The following is a 21,138-nucleotide window of genomic DNA, read 5'->3' on the forward strand; positions in this document are numbered from 1 at the left end:
TTATTCCCAATCGTTACTTTTTTCAATCTATGGGAAATCGTCATACTGATAACGTGAGTTAGGACATTATTTTGTCGAGTTTATGCCCCTGTAATAGCCAATTATTCTACTCTGATTGCTGTGAGCCTTACCATTTAGGTCAAAAAAACGCCCCAACAGCAGAAGCATTGATGCGTTCGCGTTATAGCGCGTTTGTTAAACATGATGCTGATTACTTAATAAAGTCGTGGCATCCTTCTTGCCGTGTTGCATCCTTGCATGATGAATTAGTTTCAGGTTTTCCAAATACACAATGGCTTGGACTTAATATTATCTCATCACAAGCGAGCACAAATAAAAATGAGGCATATGTTGAATTCTCGGCTTGCTTTATTGAAAGAAATGCCGATGATAAACAGTACTTACATGAACGCTCTCGTTTTCTAAAAATAGATGACTGTTGGTTTTATATTGACGGTGTGAAACCGAAAGTGGGACGAAACGATCCCTGCCCTTGTGGCTCAGGACGTAAATACAAAAAATGTTGTGAAAATAACATCAAATAACTGCAAACACAGAAGTAAAAGAAAGGATTTATCCATACATGCAACACCAAAATACTCAAAAAAAAATACTGCGTACTATTTGCCCTGATGCAAAAGGACTTATCGCTAAAATCACGAATATTTGCTACAAACATCAATTAAATATTGTTCAAAATAGTGAATTTGTTGATCATCGTACAGGTCGCTTTTTTATGCGCACCGAGCTGGAAGGTATCTTTAATGATGAAACCTTTCTTGCGGATTTAGATGATGCTTTACCACAAGGTTCAAAACGCGAATTAAATACCGCAGGCCGTCGTCGCATTGTCATTATGGTGACAAAAGAAGCACACTGCTTGGGTGACTTATTAATGAAAAGTGCATTTGGTGATTTGGATGTTGAAATTGCCGCTGTCATTGGTAACCACGACACGTTAAAACATTTAGTAGAACAATTTGGTATTCCTTTCCATCTTGTTAGCCATGAAGGCTTAACTCGTGATCAACATGATGAGAAGTTAATTGCACAAATTAATCAATACAAACCTGATTATGTTGTGCTCGCAAAATATATGCGTGTATTAACACCGGCATTTGTACAAAACTTCCCAAATCAAATTATTAATATTCACCACTCCTTCTTACCTGCCTTTATTGGTGCACGTCCTTACCATCAGGCTTATGAGCGCGGTGTTAAAATCATTGGTGCAACAGCACACTACGTAAATGATAATTTAGATGAAGGCCCAATCATCACTCAAAACGTGATTAATGTTGACCATACGTTTTCTGCTGAAGATATGATGAGAGCGGGTCGAGATGTTGAAAAAAATGTTCTTAGCCATGCTTTATATTGGGTACTTTCACAACGCGTTTTCGTTTACGGTAACAGAACCATCATTTTATAAGTTTTCTGTCACTAATAACGCACACAGTACGGCTATCTAAATGTAAACCGCGATATAAAGCATATCGCGGTTTATTTTTTATCCCTTATTAATATGGATCATATTGCTTAAAATCAATACGATAGCGCATAAAGCTTGAACAGTACGCACATTTTTACAGCAGTCAGTCGATTTTTAGCAAAATAGCGCTTTACAGATCTCAGGTATTTGGTATTATTGCGCCCGCTGTCACGGACAGCAAAACAATTTAATGTTGGTGGGATACCCAAGCGGCCAAAGGGAGCAGACTGTAAATCTGCCGTCACAGACTTCGAAGGTTCGAATCCTTCTCCCACCACCATCTCCTCTTAGCTTTACTCTCTAAAAATTCTTTTTATTCCATTTTATCAATTAAATCCAAAAATCGATTCAATACACTTGAGTGATACTTAGATTTATAGATATAACAGCTATACCGTATTTCAGGTTGAATTAATGGTATAAAGCATAAGTCTGCCTCAAATTCATTTTTCAATGGGTTTTCGTCAGTTAATAAAAGAGAATGATGCGTTTGAATAAAACGTAAACAGCAATTAAGATCATCCATTATTCTGACACACACGGTTTTTCCTCTATTCCCGATTTCACTCTCTAATTTTTTTATCTTAGCTGTCTTGTATAATGCGGGATCACATAACCATATATTTTCACTTAAAAGCCTATCAATATTATTATTCATACTATTCGCGAGTATTTTTTGACAACAAATACCTAAGTATTTATTTTCTATTTTATGAAGAAGGCTAAATTTTTCACTAATAATTTTATCAGAGCTTAATATTAATGTATTACCATCATAGTCGGGTATTTCTTCAAAATTTTCTTTTGAAAATCGCATGATATTTATATGGGAATAATTTTTATTTGCCGCTTGATAAAACTGAGTTAAATACTGGCTTTTTCCCCAATCATAATAAACATGAATGCTATTGTTTATGATCCCCGAGATATGTTTTTTAGTTATCTCTTTTTCCTGAAGATAAAGCGATTTCAAATCATTATAAAGCTCAAGTCCTTCTTGGGTTAAACTCATACCAAACTTTTCTCGCTTAAATAAACGCTTTCCTAACACGGCTTCAAAGTCTTTGATAGATTTAGCGATAGGAGGTGTCGTGCGATTCATCACACGCGCGGCTTTACTTAACGAGCCATTTTCGACTACAGCCATAAAGGCTTCTAACTTACGAGAAAAAAACATAATTCACCATTCCTTTGCTGTGTAGAATAAAATAATTTCATCAATTCATTTAATGTAAATAAAATAGTGATTAATTAATTTAAAATTTAATTTTATATAAAAGCAGTTTTATATAAATATTCCTTTACCTCCTTTTAATGAATACAATTTATAACTACAATATTATTTTTATTATGTCATCATTCCTCACATATAAAGAATAATAATACTTATATTCTTCTATCAAAGATTAGTTTATGTTTCTAGTTTGTTTAATTAATATTTTTTGTTATGCAATTAATTATTTTTATTAAATTAGCACACTCTATTTAATGGCTTTTATTTTTATCTAATTTTATCTTTCTCTTGATAAGCCGTGCCATCATTTCAGTGATTGGCTTACATTCATTTTATGATCCTGCTAGTATAAGACATCCTATTATTCAATATATAAATGGTTACAGTCACATGAAATTTGTCTCTTTCAACATTAATGGTTTACGTGCTCGCCCTCACCAGCTTGAAGCTATCATAGAAAAACATCAGCCGGATGTTATTGGACTTCAAGAAACGAAAGTTCATGATGATATGTTTCCATTAGATACGGTGGGTGCTTTGGGTTATCACGTTTTCTATCATGGTCAAAAAGGGCATTATGGCGTTGCTTTACTCACAAAAGAAAAGCCAGTTGCAGTGCGTAAAGGCTTTCCGGGTGATGATGACGATGCTCAGCGCCGAATGATCATGGCTGATATCGAAACACCAGCGGGTTTATTAACAGTCATGAACGGTTATTTTCCTCAAGGTGAAAGCCGTGATCATGAGACTAAATTCCCAGCAAAAGAAAAGTTCTATGCTGATCTGCAAAATTACCTAACCACCAGCTTAAAACCAACCTCTCCAGTACTTATTATGGGTGATTTAAATATTAGCCCAACAGATAAAGATATCGGTATTGGCGAAAATAATATGAAGCGCTGGTTAAAAACAGGCAAATGTTCTTTCTTACCAGAAGAGCGTGAATGGCTGGCAACATTAATGGGTTGGGGATTAACAGATACATTCCGCCAGCAACATCCTGAAGCTGATGATAAATTCTCGTGGTTTGATTATCGTTCTAAAGGATTCGATGATAACCGAGGCTTACGTATTGACTTACTTCTAGCAAGTCGCTGCCTAGCGGATAATTGTATTTCAACAGGAATTGATTACGAGATCCGAGGAATGGAAAAGCCCTCTGATCACGCACCCGTTTGGGCTGAATTTAAAATCTAATTAAATTAAACCTTAATTCAATAAAAGCACTTCCCCGAGATAACAAAGGAAGTGCTTTTTATTTGTACTTACTTATCCGTTGTTGTTTCTTTACTCTGCGCTTTATTTTTTGCCGCGCTTGCTTTGTTATTTCCTTTAGTCGCTGCCTTACGCTTTTTATTATGCGCGGGTGCAGGAAGATTTCTGAAAGCTTGAATATTCGGACGACGTTTCGCTTGAGTAATCAACTCCATCAAGGTGTTATTTAATGGCATCATAAAATCTTGATATTTAAATTGCTTCTCACTAATTTGCGTCAGTATCGATTCCCAATGTGCAGTCATGTCCGGTAAAGTTGCCATATCTGGCAATACATGAATTAATGCTCTACCTGCTGGGGTTGAGTTAATGGCTCGCCCTTTCTTTTGCAAAAAACCACGCTTAAATAACAGCTCAATAATTCCCGCTCTTGTCGCTTCCGTACCTAATCCATCCGTCGCTCTTAGGATTTTCTTAAGTTCTTTATCTTGAACAAAGCGTGCAATTCCTGTCATCGCAGAAAGCAATGTTGCATCCGTAAAAGGTCTTGGAGGCTGCGTTTGTTTTTCAACAATCTCCCCTTTTTCACACAGCAACTCATCACCTTTAGCCACTACTGGCAATGCAGAACCATCATTTTCAGCATCCTGCTCTTTCGCACCTAATAATACTCGCCATCCTGCTTGCGCCAAAAAACGTGCTTTAGCGATAAACTTACCATTCTCAATATCAAGTTCAATAACGCATTTACGATAAACAGCATCAGGCATAAATTGCATTAGATATTGGCGAGCCACAAGATAATAAATATTCTTCTCATTTTCACTTAATGAGATATTACCCGTTTTTGCCGTTGGAATAATCGCATGGTGAGCATCAACTTTTTTGTCATCCCAGCAACGATTCTTTTTATCAATATCTAAGGTATCTTGCGGTAATAGGCTTGCATCATGTGTGCTAATCGCATTAATAACAGCATGACGACCCGCAAAATGTTCATCAGGTAAATAACGACTGTCAGAACGCGGATAAGTGATTAGTTTATGCGTTTCATAGAGTCGTTGGCATGTATCTAAGACTTGCTGTGCGCTTAAACCAAAGCGTTTTGCCGCTTCAATTTGTAACGCGGAAAGCGAAAAAGGAAGCGGTGCTATTTCAGATTCTTGCTTATCTTGATAATCCGTTACATTGGCAGGTTTGTCTTTAATTCGCTCAACAACATGCTCTGCAAGCTTACGATTTAATAATCGCCCTTCTTCATCTTGCCAAGGTTCACAGTGCTCGCTTGGCTGCCAAATCGCAGTAAAGCGTTCATCAGCAGGTGTTACAACATGAGCTTTAACTTCAAAGAAATCTTTAGGCACAAAATTTTCAATTTCTTCATCACGACGAACCACTAAGCCTAATACGGGTGTTTGTACTCGCCCCACGGACAATACACCTTGATAACCATTGCGTTGACCTAAAAGCGTATAGGCTCGAGTCATATTAATACCATAAAGCCAGTCTGCTCTTGCTCGTGCCAAAGCAGATACACACAATGGTACAAACTCATGGTTATAACGTAGTTTATCAATAGCACGCGTCACTGCCGCTGGGTTTAAGTCATTAATTAAGCAACGACGCGCCTGTTTCCTTTGATCTTCGCTGATATTTAAATAGTTAAGCACTTCATCAACTAAAAGCTGACCTTCACGATCGGGGTCTCCCGCGTGGATCACTTCTTTTGCTTGCTTAAGTAGTGTTTTGATGGTTTCTAGCTGTTTTTTAACATCAGCTCGGGGCTTGAGTTGCCATTTTTCAGGAATAATAGGCAAATCATCTAACGACCAGCGGGCGTACCGCGGGTCGTATGCATCCGGCTCAGCTTGTTCAAGTAAGTGACCAACACACCACGTCACATACTGGTTATCACCACAAAGAATAAAGCCATCGCCCCTTTTATGAGGCTTTGGCAATACATCAGCAATAGCGCGAGCAAGGCTGGGTTTTTCTGCAATAAATAATCTCATTACGTTAGTTAGTCACTTCAATCAACGCTTTTCCAGCTACTGGTGCAGTTAGCTCGCCAATAGACGTTAATTCGATATCAAAACGTGAAGCAACTTCTTTCACTTGTTCAACGGCTTCAGGCAATACGGCTAATAATAAGCCACCTGATGTTTGCGGATCACAAAGTAATTTACGTTGCATTTCAGTGATCTCACCAATTAAATGACCATAACTTTCAAAGTTACGACCTGTACCACCCGGAACACAGCCTTGTTCAATATAAGACTCTACTTCTGGTAATCTTGGTACTTGTGAGAAATGAATCGTAGCTTGTACACCAGAGCCGTCACAGATCTCGCTTAAATGCCCTAATAAACCGAATCCTGTAACGTCAGTCATTGCAGTGACGCCTTCGATATCAGAAAAATCAGAACCCGCTTTATTCATACGACACATAATTTCTGTCGCTAAACCTTGGTGCTCTGGTTTTAACAGACCTTTCTTCTCAGCTGTTGTTAATACACCGATCCCCAAAGGCTTCGTTAAAAAGAGCTGGCACCCTGCTTTAGCTTCACTGTTTTTCTTCACTTTGCTCACAGGTACGACACCTGTAACAGCAAGACCAAAAATAGGCTCTGGCGCATCGATTGAGTGACCACCAGCCAGCGAAATTCCTGCTTCTTGGCAAGCGGCTCGACCACCTTCAATCACTTCACGCGCGATTTCAGGTGCTAATTTATTAATAGGCCAGCCTAAAATAGCAATCGCCATAATAGGTTTTCCACCCATTGCAAAGATATCACTGATTGCATTTGTCGCAGCGATACGCCCAAAATCATAAGGGTTATCAACAATTGGCATAAAGAAATCAGTAGTGCTGATAATACCTGTACCATTTCCTAAATCATAAACAGCGGCATCATCTTTGGTTTCATTACCGACGAGTAAATGAGGATCATGAAATTTAGCTTGTTCGCTATGTAAAATGGTTTCTAAAACTTTTGGTGAGATTTTACAGCCACAACCTGCACCATGACTGTATTGTGTTAAACGAATTGCTTCAGACATAACATGCCATCCTTTTTAAAAATAAGTCACAAAATCAGTTAAGTCAGCAGGAGAAACCGTCATTGGCGCTTTCAGGGCTGGCGTGCCTAAATAAAGAAAACCAATAATCTGGTCATGTTCACCACAGCCAAGTCCTTCTCTTACCACTGCATCGTGAGTCCAAGAGCCTGAACGCCAAATCCCCCCAAATCCTTGAGCAACAGCCGCCATTTGCATTGCTTGAACACTACAACCAGCAGCGACAACTTGCTCCCATTCAGGAACCTTTGGATGATCTTTCACTTTCGCAATAACAGTGATGATCAATGGGGCACGAAAAGGTGCATTTTTTGCTTTTTCTTCAACTTCTGGCCCTAAATTACCCACCACCGCCGCTTTATGCAGTAATTGGCTAAAACGCTCAATACCTTCATTTTGCATCACAACAAAGTGCCAAGGTTTAAGTGCACCATGATCAGGCGCGCGCATGCCGGCTTGTAAAATAGTATTGAGGGCTTCACTATCAGGGGCTGGAGTAGTCAGTCGGGAAGCTGAACGGCGGTTCAAAAGCAGTGTTAATGCATCCATTTTTATTCTCCTGTCAGCATTTTATTTTAGCAAGATCCCATTCTTATGGGGATGGACAGTTCTTATCAATTCGCAGTATAACAAACTGTTATATTACCACCATCCACAGATTTAGGCGGGAATTTTTCTAAAAATCAGCTGTGTGGTTATTTAATCGTAATTTATTGTTCACAAAATGATTAATCTTAGCTTACTAAGTTAATTTAAGCTTATTTTGATCTTACTTTTCTTTTTAATTCGACGAATTCCTATATTACTTTTATGCCTTTTTGTGTGAAATTATTTAGCTATTTTCACGTAAGATAAATGTTTACTTAATAACACCTTAAGCAAAAGTTATCATTAGTGGCTTCCTAAAAATCAATAACAGACATTCAATAAGAGCTATATTAGAATATTCCTTCATTGTTATTGCTATTCTCTCTATTGCTAACAACATTTTTTGTTTTAATAGTATGAGATTATGTGGATGTAGCCTGCTTACCAATAATTCTAGCATGACTGTTTAGGATTAAAATTTAGCTTTACATGATGTGGAGATAATATGAATAAAATTATGGAGTTAATCGGCGCAATATTAAAATTTAGTTGGCAAGCCATTAACTTTATCAGGAAATTAATCTTAAACGTTATTTTCTTTTTCCTTCTCTTTATGGTCATTGGTATTTTCTTAATTAGCAAAGAAGCACAAAAACCAGTGGATTATGAAGGTGCCCTTCTTGTTGATCTTAAAGGTGTGATTGTTGACCAAACTGCTACACAAAATCCTTTAGGCGAAGTTGGACGTGAGCTTTTAGGTGTTTCAAGTAGCCAGCTTCAAGAAAATTCATTATTTGAAGTTGTCGATACGCTACGCCTTGCCTCTCAAGATCCGAAAATTAAAGGTATGGTGCTCAAACTTGATGAATTTGCAGGCGCAGATCAGCCTTCGTTAAATTATATTGGTAAAGCACTTAATGAGTTTAAAAAGACAGGTAAACCTATTTTTGCAGTGAGTGGCTATTACAGCCAACCACAATATTACCTCGCCTCTTATGCAGATAAAATTTATCTCACTCCTCAAGGTGCTGTGGGTGTTTATGGTTATGGCTTTCAAAATCTCTATTACAAAACACTGTTAGAAAACTTAAAAGTCAGCACTCATATTTTCCGCGTCGGAACGTATAAATCTGCGGTTGAGCCATTAATGCGTAATGACATGTCTGCGGAATCTCGAGAAGCTTCATTACGTTTAGTTAATGCACTATGGTCTACATATTTAACCCAAGTTGCAGAAAACCGTAGCATTACCACTGAAGATGTTTTCCCGGGTGCAAAAGAGATGATTGCACAACTACGCAACGCAGATGGGGATAACGCAACGTATGCGCTAAATCGTAAATTAGTGGATTCTGTAAGCTCATACGCTCAATTTGAAGCTGATATGACAGAAACCTTCCAATGGGACAAAGAGAACAAGCAATTTAACAATATCAGCATTTATGATTATGCCGATACGCTAACCTCATCTTTACCTGCCAGTGATGAAGGTAATATTGCCGTAGTCGTTGTTCAAGGCGCGATTATTGATGGTGAAAGTATCCCCGGCTCTGCGGGCGGTTCAACTATTGCAAATCAAATTCGTCAAGCACGTTTAGATCCAAATATTAAGGCACTTGTATTACGTGTAAATAGTCCTGGTGGTAGTGTTTCTGCGTCAGAACAAATACGAAGTGAAGTTGCCGCCTTTAAGCAACAGAAAAAATATGTGGTTGTTTCAATGGGGGGTTTAGCTGCATCAGGTGGATATTGGATCTCAACCCCTGCAAGTAAGATTATTGCTAGCCCATCAACATTAACAGGCTCGATTGGTATTTTTGGCGTTATTAATACTTTCGAAAACAGCTTAGAGTCTATTGGTGTTTATACCGATGGCGTCACAACTTCGCCATTAGCCGGATTATCTGTCACAAATAAACTACCTGAAGAATTTGCAGAGCTTTTACAGCTCAATATCGAAAGTGGTTATAAAACGTTTCTTAATTTAGTGGCAGAATCTCGTAAAAAAACACCTGCTCAAATTGATCGTATTGCTCAAGGTCGAGTGTGGGTAGGAATAGATGCAAAGAATGTGGGTTTAGTCGATGAGTTTGGTGATTTTGATGATGCTATTGATGCCGTTGCTAAAATGGCAAAAATTGACCAACCTGTTATTGATTGGATGAAACCAGAGCTAAGCCTGTCAGAGCAGATCATAATGAGCTTGTCGTCTAACGCAAAAGCACTTCTTCCTGATCCGTTACAAGCTTATATTCCTGCGCCTGTTTTAAAAGAAGTTAAAACACAGACAGAGTTTTATCGCAATATGAACGATCCGCTAAATCGCTATGCGTATTGTTTATCTTGTGGTGATATTCAATAATCTTTCCACTGATACACCTGTTCACACTGAGCAGGTGTATTTCTCTCTTTTTTCTGACTTTTGATAGAATGATATTCTGATGAGTGATTTTTGTTCGTTTATATTTAAGCTATTTTTAACACAATGATTTAAAGCAGATATTAGTCAGTCTCTATTTTCTTTTTTTAGCATCCTTTCCTTTTTTTATTCTGCAAACTCCCTATAATCAGGTATTTCTCACAGCTTAATAAGAGTGCTTTGTCTGATGCAAAAGAAATCAATCTACGTTGTTTATACTGGCGGTACTATTGGTATGCAACATTCTGAACATGGCTATATTCCTGTATCAGGACATTTACAACGCCAATTAGCTAAAATGCCAGAATTCCACCGTGAGGAGATGCCCGATTTCACAATCAAAGAGCACCTGCCTTTAATTGATTCTTCAAATATCACACCTGAAGATTGGCAATCTATTGCTGATGATATTAATGAAAATTATCACAATTATGATGGGTTCGTTATTCTTCATGGTACAGATACCATGGCATTTACCGCATCAGCACTCTCTTTTATGTTTGAGAATCTTAGCAAACCGATTATCGTTACTGGCTCTCAAATTCCTTTAGAAGCCTTACGTTCTGATGGGCAAACAAACCTATTAAATGCGCTTTACCTCGCCGCACATCATCCAATTAATGAAGTGGCACTATTTTTTAATAACACGCTATATCGTGGAAACCGCACAGTAAAAGCGCATGCAGATGGTTTTAATGCCTTTGCATCACCCAATAGCGCCCCACTGTTAGAAGCGGGTATTAATATTAAACAATTTAAAATTAATTCATTTCCGAAAGGAAATGGGGAATTTACTGCGCATAATATTACGCCTCAGCCGATTGGTGTTGTCACCATTTACCCGGGTCTTTCAGATGAAGTTGTTAAAAATATCCTGATGCAACCTGTAAAAGCCTTAATATTACGCTCTTATGGTGTTGGTAATGCGCCCTCGCATCCTGCTCTACTTTCAACCCTGCGTGAAGCAACAGAGCGTGGTATTGTTGTTATCAATCTTACGCAATGTATTTCTGGTCGAGTGAATATGGAAGGTTATGCAACAGGTCAAGCACTAGCGGAAGTGGGTGTGATCAGTGGCTTTGATATGACATTTGAAGCAACATTAACTAAACTGCATTATCTCCTTAGCCAACAATATAATTACACTGAGATCTGCCGACTAATGCAACAAAACCTTCGTGGTGAAATGACATTAGACGATAACGACTAAGTTTAATCTAAAGGTAAATTTGGTGAAAAATTCCGCACTGTTATTGGTTGATATACAAAACGATTTTTGTACTGGTGGTGCATTAGCTGTTAATGAAAGCGATATAGTGATACAAACAGCCAACCAACTTATTTCTGATTTTAAGCAATCTAAAAATCCCATTATTGCTAGTTTAGATTGGCACCCTGCCGATCATCTTAGCTTTGCTGAAAATTCAGGCTCGGTTGTTGGGGAAATTGGAACGCTTAATGGATTACCACAAGTGTGGTGGCCTGTGCATTGTGTACAAAATTCTTATGGTGCTGCATTTCACCCTGAATTAAACCAAGCTCTGATTAATCATATTATTTACAAAGGGCAAAATCGCCTTATTGATAGTTATAGTGCTTTTTTTGATAACGACCATGAATATCAGACCGGCTTGCATACTCTTTTGCAGACTCTGAATATAAAACATCTTTATATTTTAGGAATTGCTACGGATTACTGCGTTAAATATACGGTACTGGATGCTTTGCAGTTAGGTTATCAAGTGACTGTCATTACAGACGGTTGTCGTGGTGTAAATATTCAAGATGATGATAGCGAAAAAGCACTAGAAGAGATGCAAGCAAAAGGTGCGGTATTAATTGATTCAGCACATTGGCTTAATCGTAACAATCAATAGGTTCGTTATTTTCTTTATCTTCATAAAATGAAAAAGGGGCTATATTTAACCAGTTCGGTTAATAAATGCCCCTTTTTTATTTCTATTCTATCCATTCAACATACGTTTTAGTCATCATCCATTGGTGTTAGTGTTGCTAAACGTTCAGATTGAAACTGAGCTTTTAATTCTTGTTTGCTCTTCATGGTAATTTGCCCATTAGTTCCCACTGTCATATGCTCAGGTGTATGGTTATTTTTCGCCTGCCATAATAAAACAATCTGCATGCAATGTTCTTTTTGCTCATCGGTCAATGCAACGCCATCAGGCCATTTACCTAGTTCAACTGCGGTTGAAATACGTTGATAAATTTCAGGGGTTACCATAGAAATAAGTTCATTAACTTCCATTGATTGCTCCATAAGCTAAATAATCATTTGAAATGGCTGAATCGTTTTTTCCATTGTTATTATTTTGTTAATTTAACTGAATTAACCGACTTGTTTTTCGCCTGTTTCACTATTCGTAAACGAAAGAGATGCTGAATTAACACAATAACGCTCCCCTGTTGGGGCAGGACCATCATTAAAAACATGACCTAAATGTGCGTCACATTGCTGGCAGCGTATTTCAGTTCTTTTCATATTGTGAGAAAAATCATCAATATAGCGAATTGCATTATCACTAACGGGTTGATAAAAGCTAGGCCAACCACATCCTGCATCAAATTTCGTCTCTGAATAAAACAAAGGAGCAGAACAACATAAACAGTGATAAATCCCTGTTTGACGATTGTGTAATAATTTACCACTAAACGGAGGTTCTGTACCTTGCTGTTGCGTCACATAACGTTGCATTTCGTTGAGTGTTGATAAATCAAGGTGATTGTTATTACTTGAAATATTCACTTTCTTTTCATTATCTGCCATATCGACCTCTTGCCCAGAAAAATGCTTTTTAAAACAACAGTGAATAATAACAAAGATTTAACAACAAATCTGAAAAATATAGTCTAAAATCATCAAGAGTAATCTTTAGTTTTTGAAATGTGATGAATTTCACATAACGGAGCAAAGGTAACTTCATTTATCGGCGTTGATCCCGATAATACACAGCGTAACATTTGGCTAAAACGACCAATCTTTAAGCGAAAAGTGTTTTTTTAATTGATTTTTTGCAATTATTGACACGATTCCGCTTGACGATTGGCGCGGTTTTGGTAACTTTAGAAGCAACTTTTTAATTCACTAAATTAAAGCTGGTGGAATACATATGACTATCAAAGTAGGTATTAATGGTTTTGGTCGTATCGGCCGCATCGTTTTCCGTGCTGCTCAAGAACGTTCAGATATCGAAATCGTAGGTATTAACGATCTGTTAGACGCAGACTACATGGCATACATGCTGAAATACGATTCAACTCATGGCCGTTTCAACGGTACTGTTGAAGTAAAAGATGGCCACCTCGTTGTTAATGGTAAAACCATCCGCGTAACTTCAGAAAGAGATCCAGCAAATCTGAAATGGAACGAAGTCGGTGCTGACGTTGTTGCAGAAGCAACTGGTCTGTTCTTAACTGACGAAACTGCTCGTAAACACATCCAAGCTGGCGCGAAAAAAGTTGTTCTGACTGGTCCTTCAAAAGACAGCACTCCAATGTTCGTAATGGGCGTAAACCATAAATCATACGCAGGCCAAGATATCGTTTCTAACGCATCTTGTACTACTAACTGCTTAGCGCCTTTAGCTAAAGTTATCAACGACAACTTCGGTATCGTTGAAGGTCTGATGACTACTGTTCACGCAACAACTGCAACTCAACGTACTGTTGATGGTCCATCTGCAAAAGACTGGCGTGGTGGTCGTGGTGCTTCTCAAAACATCATCCCATCATCAACTGGTGCTGCTAAAGCTGTAGGTAAAGTTATCCCTGAACTGAACGGCAAACTGACTGGTATGTCTTTCCGTGTTCCTACTCCTAACGTTTCTGTTGTTGACCTGACTGCACGTCTGGAAAAACCAGCAACTTACGCTCAAATCTGTGACGCTATCAAAGCAGCAGCTGAAGGCGAACTGAAAGGCGTTCTGGGTTACACTGAAGATGCAGTTGTTTCAACTGACTTCAATGGCGAAGTTCTGACTTCAGTATTTGATGCTAAAGCAGGTATCGCTCTGAACGACAACTTTGTTAAATTAGTTGCTTGGTACGATAACGAAGTTGGTTATTCAAACAAAGTTCTGGATCTGATTTCTCATATCTCTAAATAATTAGAGTTTAGAAAGTCACGATTTCTTTTAGAGCCACCTTTTCGGTGGCTCTTTTATTTTCTAGCCAGTCAGTTTATTGTATTGAAATAGTCAGTGACATAAGGTCATAAGATAATGAATGAGAAAATTTTTTCTTTGCCGATTATTGAACAAATATCACCTTACTTAAGTCGTCGGCAATTAGGCGAACTTCCTATCCTTGTTATTTCGCATCCTAAAGTACGCGCAGCTATCAGCCTTCAAGGCGCACATTTAATCGCTTGGCAGCCCGCACAAGAGCATCCTGTATTTTGGGTAAGCGAAGCCTCTCTCTTCACGCCGGGTGTTGCCATTCGTGGCGGTATTCCTATTTGCTGGCCTTGGTTTGCTTCAGCTGGTACACCAAGTCATGGATTTGCACGTATTCTTCCTTGGGAATTTAGTGCCCATACAGAACAAGATGACGGTGTTCTCATCACCATGACATTAAAAGAGAGTCAACAAACGCAAAAATATTGGCCTCATCCCTTTACTGTTATTGCTCGTTTTAAATTAGGAGCAACCTGTGAGGTTGAATTAGAATCTTACGGTGATTATGAAGCAACAGCTGCCCTTCACTCTTATTTTAATGTGAGTGATATCGATAATGTCTCTGTAACCGGCCTAGGAGGCCACTACATTGACACCGTGGCAGATAAAGAGGTTTACACTGATGAAACCTCATTACGCTTTGATGGGCGCACTGACAGGCTTTATACAGAGCCTGACGATTTTAATCTCATTCATGATGATGGTTGGGATCGGACCATTGAAGTTCACCATTACCATCATAGTGATGTCGTGTGTTGGAATCCGGGTGCAGAGCTTGCAAGCTCAATGAAAGATATGAGTGCAGGTGGCTATCGTAAGATGGCTTGTGTAGAAACTGCTCGTATCCACCAGCCATTAAAACCAGATAACGTTCATCCCGGCCGTTTATCTTTGGTAGTCCGCGTTCGTAAGAATATTGCTGAAAAATAAAGCATTACTCGCATCTTACACAATAAAAAAGCTTCGAATTTGAATCGAAGCTTTTTTATCATCACTGATTTCACTGAATTCTAATCAGATTTTTGTTAATTAGAATGTGTAAGTCACACCTGTCCACACAATCGCAGTAACAGATTTATTCACCATTGGGCTGTCTTTCACTTCACTTGGTAAATGGTCAACACGTCCCATTGCAAAGAAATTCCATTTTTCAGCAAATTTATAGTTAGCAGAGAGTTCAACATAAGGTCTCCAGCTATCATTTGGCGTATATTCTGCTAAACCACTGCGTTGTGATTCTGCATGAGTAATTCCATAAGCATAACGGTTTTGCTTTTTGTTTTCCCAAACAACACCCGCACCCGGCTGTAAAGACCAGTTACCGAATTCGAAAGGATATAAATAAGCCGCGTCAGCGATAATACCGTTACTTTTGCCTAGCAGATCACCCGATACGATTGCTCTTAAACTACCCCATGATTCGTGGTGTTTATAAGTAAAGCCACCCATCATGGTGTCACGACGACGATTCAGTTTTTTCATTTGCTCATCGTCACTGTCGCTTGGTTTATAAGCCTGAGGATAATAGTGCAAATCGACAGAAAGTTGATCTTTAGGTGTATTCCACAGGTAATATCCCGCAGCTAACGTTGCGAAATAGAAGTTTTCTGACTGGTAGTTAACTTGTGGTACTGGTAATAAATAATCTTTTGATTTAGCCCCTTTATAAGGAGTAACTTGCGCTAAAACTGAACCACCAATTGACCATTCGCCAGCAAATGCTGCTGGTGTGCTAAGCCCTGCGATAACGGCTAAAGAAATGATAATCTTCTTATTACTCACGATGATTTTCCATATTGTCATTAATAAAGTAGCAACCAAAAACCTATTTCAGTCACAAATAACTAAAACTGGTATTATTTTACCTATAATCATTTTAGTTTTGCATTAAATGTGTAGCAATCAGTGCTTGCCCTAATGCAATACCACCGTCTCCGGCTGGTAACATCATAGGGGCGAGTACTTTTTTATTGTTTAATTTTTTCTTAAACATATGTTTGAGTAATGTATTATTTAATACACCCCCCGTAAGTACAATGGTGTCAATCTGATATTTATCTGCATATTGCAATGCAATATCGCCTAAACCTTCAGCTAATAGATAATGAAATAACCATGCTTTTTCACTGACATTCAGCGCTACACTTTCCCACTGCGACCAAAAAACCGACAAATCAAGCACACTGTTTTTTACCGGCATTAAATGCCCATATTGCTTAATGATTTCTGCCTGTTTTTCTTGATGGCACGCTAATGCGGCTGTTTGTAGATAGCAAGCCGCTTCACCTTCCCAACTTATCTCTTTAGGCGCTAATCCCAATGATGCTGAAACTGCATCAAAAAAACGCCCACAAGAAGAGGCTTTAGGTGAATTTAAGCCACGCTCTACGGCCTTACTTAATATCTGCAAATCATTGCTAGGCACCATTTGGGCGATAACACTACCTTGCCAATCTTCAGAAAAAGTAGCTAAATGTGCGAACCAGTTTCGCCAAGGTTGAATCGAGGCAAGATTACCACCGGGCATTGCAACAGCCGGAAGTCCACCAATCCGCTCTGATTTTTGATAGTCCACCAGCAGACACTCCCCGCCCCATAACGTGCCATCTTGTCCAAAGCCTAATCCATCAAGCGCAATACCAATGACAGCACCTTGTTGATGTGTATGACCATGTTCAGCAAGACAGGAAACAATATGTGCATGGTGATGAGAGACTTCAATAACAGGAATATTTTGCTCTTGAGCAAACTGCTTACCCAACTGATGGCTAATGTAGTTAGGATGTGCATCTATCGCAATCGCTTTAGGTGTAAAACGATAAATTTGCTGAAAGAGCGCCAACGATTTAACCAACTGCTGTCGCACACTTAAATCATCAAGATCCCCTAAATGAGGCCCCATAATGGCTTGATGTTGACGTAATAAGCAAAATACATTTTTAAGATCACCTCCCATAGCAAGTACTGAGGGTTGCTCTCCAAAATCGTCAGGTAATGAAATCGCGTCTGGGACATAGCCACGAGAGCGTCTGATCGTCACACTCTGTTTACCCTCAATGCGAACAAGTGAGTCATCAGCTCTTTGTATGATCTTTCTATTGTGCATTAAGAATAAATCTGCAATATCTTTCAATTGCATTAAGGCATCTTCGTTACTTAATGCCGGCGTATGACCTGACGCATTTCCTGATGTCATAACAAGTGGAATATTTGTGCCACGCGCTAATAGATGTTGCAATGGGTTGGCGGGCAACATAACGCCAATTTCCGTTAATCCCGGCGCAATAAGCTCAGATAATTCAGCTACAACCGTTTTAGGAACTAACACAATCGGGGCTGCGGTGCTTTGCAAGGTTTGGATAGCCGTTGGAAGAAAATCTGGATCTTGCTTATCTGCTTTAATTAGATCAATTCCTGTGATCATCACTGCGAGTGGCTTCGCAGGTCGGTATTTTCGTTCTCGTAATAATGCAATACTCTCATTATTGCGTGCATCACATACTAAATGAAAACCACCAATACCTTTAACTGCAACAATCTTTCCAGCAAGTAACGCATCACAAGCTTGAGTTAATGCAAGCTCTTTTATTGCTAACTCTTTACCCTGATTATCTGCAAGCCAGATATGAGGCCCACAGACAGGACATGCATTAGGCTGAGCATGAAACCGTCTATCTGCGGGATCTTCATATTCATGTTTACATTCAGGGCAGAATGGAAACTCAGACATTGAAGTAAAAGGCCTATCATAAGGCATTTTTTTTATGATAGTAAAACGAGGACCGCAATGTGTGCAGTTGATAAAAGGATAATGATAACGACGATTTTGCGGATCAAATAATTCATTAACACAAGCTTGGCAAGTTGTTGCATCAGGAACAACTTGTGTATCCATTTCGCCACCACCACTTTTTACAATAATAAAGTCTGTGGGTAGCTGTTCCCATTGATAGGGTGATTCTTCTATTCGTTCAATGCGTGCTAGTGGTGGACATTCTGCTTTTAATGCTTCGATAAAGAGCGCATTTTTAGGTGAAGGGGTTAAATGCACCAATACACCTAAACTATCATTGCTTACTTGCCCTAATAAACCAAAACGATGAGCTAGTTGCCAAACAAATGGGCGAAACCCAACGCCTTGAACCTTTCCTTTCACACGCAATGCAATGCCGTTACTCATAGGATCACCAAATCAAAATAAATTTAAGCTTATTCTAGTTTAGTGATTATCAACAACTTTCATTTAGATCAGAAAAAGTGGAATTAGGTAGATTTATCATTACTTCAACAGTCACTCTTGGTGCAATTGCACACAGTAATTCATAACCAATAGTGCCACATGCTGTTGCTACATCATCAACAGGGAGTTGCTCTCCCCATAATTCAACCGGACTACCGTAACTTACATCGGGAAAATCCGTGACATCAACGGTTAGCATATCCATAGAAATACGCCCGACCAACTGTGTTTTATGCCCATTAACAATCACTGGCGTACCGTCTGGCGCATGTCTTGGATAGCCATCAGCATAACCACAAGCAACAACACCGATCTGCATATCACGCTCAGCAGTATATCGGCTACCATAGCCTATTTGCTCGCCTTTTTTGACTTGTTGAATAGCTAATATCTCGCTATTAAATGTCATTACGGGTTGTAAATCGAAATCGGCAATATCTTGCCAAACACCTGAAGGCGAAACACCATATAAAATAATGCCCGGACGCACCCAATCTTGATAAGTTTCAGGCTCAAACAATGTTGCGGCTGAATTTGCCAAACATCGAGGTAATTCGTTTACCATAGCTTGATTAATGGTATTTTTTTGTGCATCCATATTCAGTCCCGTATCTGCATTAGCAAAATGCGACATTTGAATAATAGAACCAATATTTTTGATACTTTTTGCACGAGCAATTGCTTGCTTATAAGCGTCTGGTCGGTAGCCCAGACGATTCATTCCACTATTAAGCTTAAGATAGATGTTAATGGGCCTTTCTAGTTTTGCATTTTCTATAGCGTCAAATTGCCAATCAGAATGAATCGCTGTCGTTAGGGAATAACGTTCTAATAAATAAACATCATCTGGCTTAAAAAAACCTTCCAGCAAAAGGATAGGCCCTACCCATCCCTGCTCTCTTAACATAACAGCTTTGTCTAACTCAATTAATGCAAAGCCATCAGTATGACTTAATGCTGGCCAAACACAGGATAATCCATGTCCATAAGCATCTGCTTTCACAACAGACCACACTTTACTGCCTTTGACTCTCTCTTTAATAACAGACAGATTATGGCTTAATGCATCGAGGTTAATGGTTACTTTTGTGGGTCTGGACATGGATCTTCCTCAATTAATAAGCTGCATCAAGTTTCTGCCCCGGTAAGAGCAATTTAGTATTAAAACCATCGATATAGCGAAACACAGATAAATCATCGGCAGCAATAGCAGGTTTATTTCCTGAAATTAAATCAGCTAATAGTTGCCCAGAGCCACAAGCCATTGTCCAACCTAATGTGCCATGCCCTGTATTTAATGATAAATTGCGATAAGCCGTAGGCCCTACAATAGGTGTACCATCAGGTGTCATAGGTCTTAAACCCGTCCAAAATGTGGCTTTCTCAATATCACCACCACCTTGATAGAGATCTTGTACAACCATTTTTAATGTTTCACAGCGTGATTTTAAAATATCCAGATTAAAACCAACAACTTCTGCCATTCCTCCGACACGAATTCGCTCATCAAAACGCGTTACCGCAATTTTATAGGTTTCATCTAAAATCGTGGACATTGGTGCTCTTGAAGCATCAATAATCGGCATCGTAAGTGAATAACCTTTAAGAGGATAAACCGGAATAGCGACTTTGCTTTTCAAAAACTCTGTTGAGTAAGAGCCCATGGCAACAACATAGTGATCGGCTGTTAATAATCCATCATGGCATTGAACGCCCGCTACTTTATCACCATCAAATAACAAATGTTTGATTTCTTTGTTAAATAGGAACGTAACACCCGCATCTTCAGCCATTTTAGCGAGTTTTTTCGTAAAAGTTTGGCAATCACCCGTTTCATCATTCGGTAAACGTAAGCCACCCGTTAATTTGTGGCTAACATGCTCAAGCGCTGGCTCTGCTAATTTTAATTGTTCCGCAGTTAACAATTCATAAGCAACGCCCTCTTGCTTTAAGACAGCAATATCATTGGCTGCATTATCAAATTGCTTTTGATCGCGAAAAAGTTGCAGCGTTCCACCTTGACGCCCTTCATATTCAATACCGGTATCTTGGCGCAACTGACGAATGCAATCACGGCTATATTCAGCAATACGCACCATACGGCTTTTATTCATGGTGTAATGTGAAGCATCACAATTACGTAACATTTGCCACATCCAACGTAACTGGAAAAGTGAGCCATCAGGTTTAATCGCTAAGGGTGCATGCTTTTGGAACATCCATTTAACGGCTTTTAATGGAATACCTGGCGCTCCCCAAGGCGTTGCATATCCCGGAGATATTTGACCTGCATTACCAGCGCTAGTCTCTTCTGCTGCACTGTTTTGTCTATCAACAACAATGACTTCATGGCCTTGTTGTACAAGATACCACGCACTTGTTACACCAATAACGCCGCCACCTAAGATGATCACTTTCATGGCAAGACTCCAATAATTCACATTGATATAACATAAGAATAATATTCCATACACAAAAAGCCAATATAGAATAATCATCTAGACTAATAAAAAAGCAAATTTTAGAGTTGAGTCACATTTGATTGCTATTCAACAAGTGATTTTCAAAAATAATTATTAAATTAACGCATAAAATCAACAAGATATAATTTTAACCATAAATTATAATAATATTGATTAGTAAATTATTTAAAATTGAAGAGAGTTTAAGGCGTAAGAA

18 protein-coding genes and 1 tRNA gene are annotated in these 21,138 nt (G+C 38.8%); 9 read left to right on the top strand and 10 right to left on the bottom strand.

What is annotated here, in order from left to right:
* Positions 1-71 precede the first annotated feature (71 nt).
* The 3 genes from D7029_RS10555 (at position 72) to D7029_RS10565 (ending at position 1,772) form a co-directional block, all read left to right on the top strand.
* Positions 72-545, top strand: coding sequence for a YchJ family protein (locus D7029_RS10555; protein ID WP_194950643.1), 474 nt, complete (start codon positions 72-74; stop codon positions 543-545).
* Positions 546-583: 38 nt separating this feature from the next.
* The gene (gene purU / locus D7029_RS10560) at positions 584-1,432 is read left to right on the top strand and encodes a formyltetrahydrofolate deformylase (protein WP_069368973.1); all 849 of its coding nucleotides are present in this window, start codon (positions 584-586) and stop codon (positions 1,430-1,432) included.
* A 255-nt stretch (positions 1,433-1,687) separates the two neighbouring features.
* Positions 1,688-1,772: transfer RNA gene (locus D7029_RS10565), tRNA-Tyr, on the top strand.
* A 33-nt stretch (positions 1,773-1,805) separates the two neighbouring features.
* Here the strand turns inward: D7029_RS10565 and D7029_RS10570 are convergent.
* The gene (locus tag D7029_RS10570) at positions 1,806-2,669 is read right to left on the bottom strand and encodes a helix-turn-helix domain-containing protein (protein WP_194950644.1); all 864 of its coding nucleotides are present in this window, start codon (positions 2,667-2,669) and stop codon (positions 1,806-1,808) included.
* Between the two features lie 447 nt (positions 2,670-3,116).
* Between D7029_RS10570 and xthA the strand changes: the two genes are divergently transcribed.
* Positions 3,117-3,923 (top strand): exodeoxyribonuclease III, encoded by an 807-nt coding sequence (xthA, locus tag D7029_RS10575; RefSeq protein ID WP_088495362.1) that lies wholly within the window; start codon positions 3,117-3,119, stop codon positions 3,921-3,923.
* A gap of 68 nt (positions 3,924-3,991) precedes the next feature.
* Here xthA and D7029_RS10580 read toward each other — a convergent pair whose 3' ends face one another.
* The 3 genes from D7029_RS10580 to D7029_RS10590 are packed head-to-tail and all read right to left on the bottom strand — an operon-like array spanning position 3,992 to position 7,568.
* The gene (locus D7029_RS10580) at positions 3,992-5,953 is read right to left on the bottom strand and encodes a DNA topoisomerase III (protein WP_194950645.1); all 1,962 of its coding nucleotides are present in this window, start codon (positions 5,951-5,953) and stop codon (positions 3,992-3,994) included.
* Between the two features lie 4 nt (positions 5,954-5,957).
* Positions 5,958-7,001 carry a selenide, water dikinase SelD gene (selD, locus tag D7029_RS10585; RefSeq protein ID WP_088495360.1) on the bottom strand — a complete coding sequence of 348 codons (1,044 nt, stop codon included), beginning with the start codon at positions 6,999-7,001 and terminating at the stop codon, positions 5,958-5,960.
* 15 nt (positions 7,002-7,016) lie between these two features.
* Complete coding sequence (locus tag D7029_RS10590; RefSeq protein WP_023581966.1) at positions 7,017-7,568, bottom strand: NAD(P)H nitroreductase; 552 nt, start codon at positions 7,566-7,568, stop codon at positions 7,017-7,019.
* A gap of 544 nt (positions 7,569-8,112) precedes the next feature.
* On the opposite strand from D7029_RS10590, the gene sppA reads away from it, so the two are divergent.
* The 3 genes from sppA to pncA all read left to right on the top strand — a co-directional run bounded on the left by sppA (position 8,113) and on the right by pncA (position 11,903).
* Entirely contained in the window at positions 8,113-9,969 is a 1,857-nt protein-coding gene (gene sppA, locus D7029_RS10595) for a signal peptide peptidase SppA (RefSeq protein ID WP_194950646.1), read from the top strand.
* A 244-nt stretch (positions 9,970-10,213) separates the two neighbouring features.
* On the top strand, positions 10,214-11,236 hold the full coding sequence (gene ansA / locus D7029_RS10600) for an asparaginase (RefSeq protein ID WP_088495357.1): 1,023 nt from the start codon (positions 10,214-10,216) through the stop codon (positions 11,234-11,236).
* Positions 11,237-11,258: 22 nt separating this feature from the next.
* The gene (gene pncA, locus D7029_RS10605) at positions 11,259-11,903 is read left to right on the top strand and encodes a bifunctional nicotinamidase/pyrazinamidase (protein ID WP_194950647.1); all 645 of its coding nucleotides are present in this window, start codon (positions 11,259-11,261) and stop codon (positions 11,901-11,903) included.
* A 107-nt stretch (positions 11,904-12,010) separates the two neighbouring features.
* Here pncA and D7029_RS10610 read toward each other — a convergent pair whose 3' ends face one another.
* Together D7029_RS10610 and msrB are read right to left on the bottom strand one after the other, a co-directional pair.
* Complete coding sequence (locus D7029_RS10610; RefSeq protein ID WP_036912841.1) at positions 12,011-12,292, bottom strand: YeaC family protein; 282 nt, start codon at positions 12,290-12,292, stop codon at positions 12,011-12,013.
* A gap of 81 nt (positions 12,293-12,373) precedes the next feature.
* On the bottom strand, positions 12,374-12,811 hold the full coding sequence (msrB, locus tag D7029_RS10615; protein ID WP_109393925.1) for a peptide-methionine (R)-S-oxide reductase MsrB: 438 nt from the start codon (positions 12,809-12,811) through the stop codon (positions 12,374-12,376).
* Positions 12,812-13,154: 343 nt separating this feature from the next.
* On the opposite strand from msrB, the gene gapA reads away from it, so the two are divergent.
* Together gapA and D7029_RS10625 are read left to right on the top strand one after the other, a co-directional pair.
* Positions 13,155-14,150 carry a glyceraldehyde-3-phosphate dehydrogenase gene (gene gapA, locus D7029_RS10620; RefSeq protein WP_023581959.1) on the top strand — a complete coding sequence of 332 codons (996 nt, stop codon included), beginning with the start codon at positions 13,155-13,157 and terminating at the stop codon, positions 14,148-14,150.
* Between the two features lie 114 nt (positions 14,151-14,264).
* A complete protein-coding gene (locus D7029_RS10625; RefSeq protein WP_088495354.1) occupies positions 14,265-15,149 on the top strand; it encodes a D-hexose-6-phosphate mutarotase in 885 nt (294 codons plus the stop codon).
* Positions 15,150-15,248: 99 nt separating this feature from the next.
* Here D7029_RS10625 and D7029_RS10630 read toward each other — a convergent pair whose 3' ends face one another.
* The 4 genes from D7029_RS10630 to D7029_RS10645 form a co-directional block, all read right to left on the bottom strand.
* Positions 15,249-16,001 carry a MipA/OmpV family protein gene (locus tag D7029_RS10630; protein ID WP_194950648.1) on the bottom strand — a complete coding sequence of 251 codons (753 nt, stop codon included), beginning with the start codon at positions 15,999-16,001 and terminating at the stop codon, positions 15,249-15,251.
* A gap of 94 nt (positions 16,002-16,095) precedes the next feature.
* Positions 16,096-18,399 (bottom strand): carbamoyltransferase HypF, encoded by a 2,304-nt coding sequence (hypF, locus tag D7029_RS10635; RefSeq protein WP_194950649.1) that lies wholly within the window; start codon positions 18,397-18,399, stop codon positions 16,096-16,098.
* 49 nt (positions 18,400-18,448) lie between these two features.
* Positions 18,449-19,561 carry an alanine racemase gene (gene alr / locus D7029_RS10640; protein WP_194950650.1) on the bottom strand — a complete coding sequence of 371 codons (1,113 nt, stop codon included), beginning with the start codon at positions 19,559-19,561 and terminating at the stop codon, positions 18,449-18,451.
* Positions 19,562-19,574: 13 nt separating this feature from the next.
* Positions 19,575-20,879 carry a D-amino acid dehydrogenase gene (locus D7029_RS10645; protein ID WP_194950651.1) on the bottom strand — a complete coding sequence of 435 codons (1,305 nt, stop codon included), beginning with the start codon at positions 20,877-20,879 and terminating at the stop codon, positions 19,575-19,577.
* Between the last annotated feature and the right edge of the window lie 259 nt (positions 20,880-21,138).

The organism is Proteus vulgaris (genome assembly GCF_016647575.1).
Lineage (GTDB): Bacteria > Pseudomonadota > Gammaproteobacteria > Enterobacterales > Enterobacteriaceae > Proteus > Proteus mirabilis_B.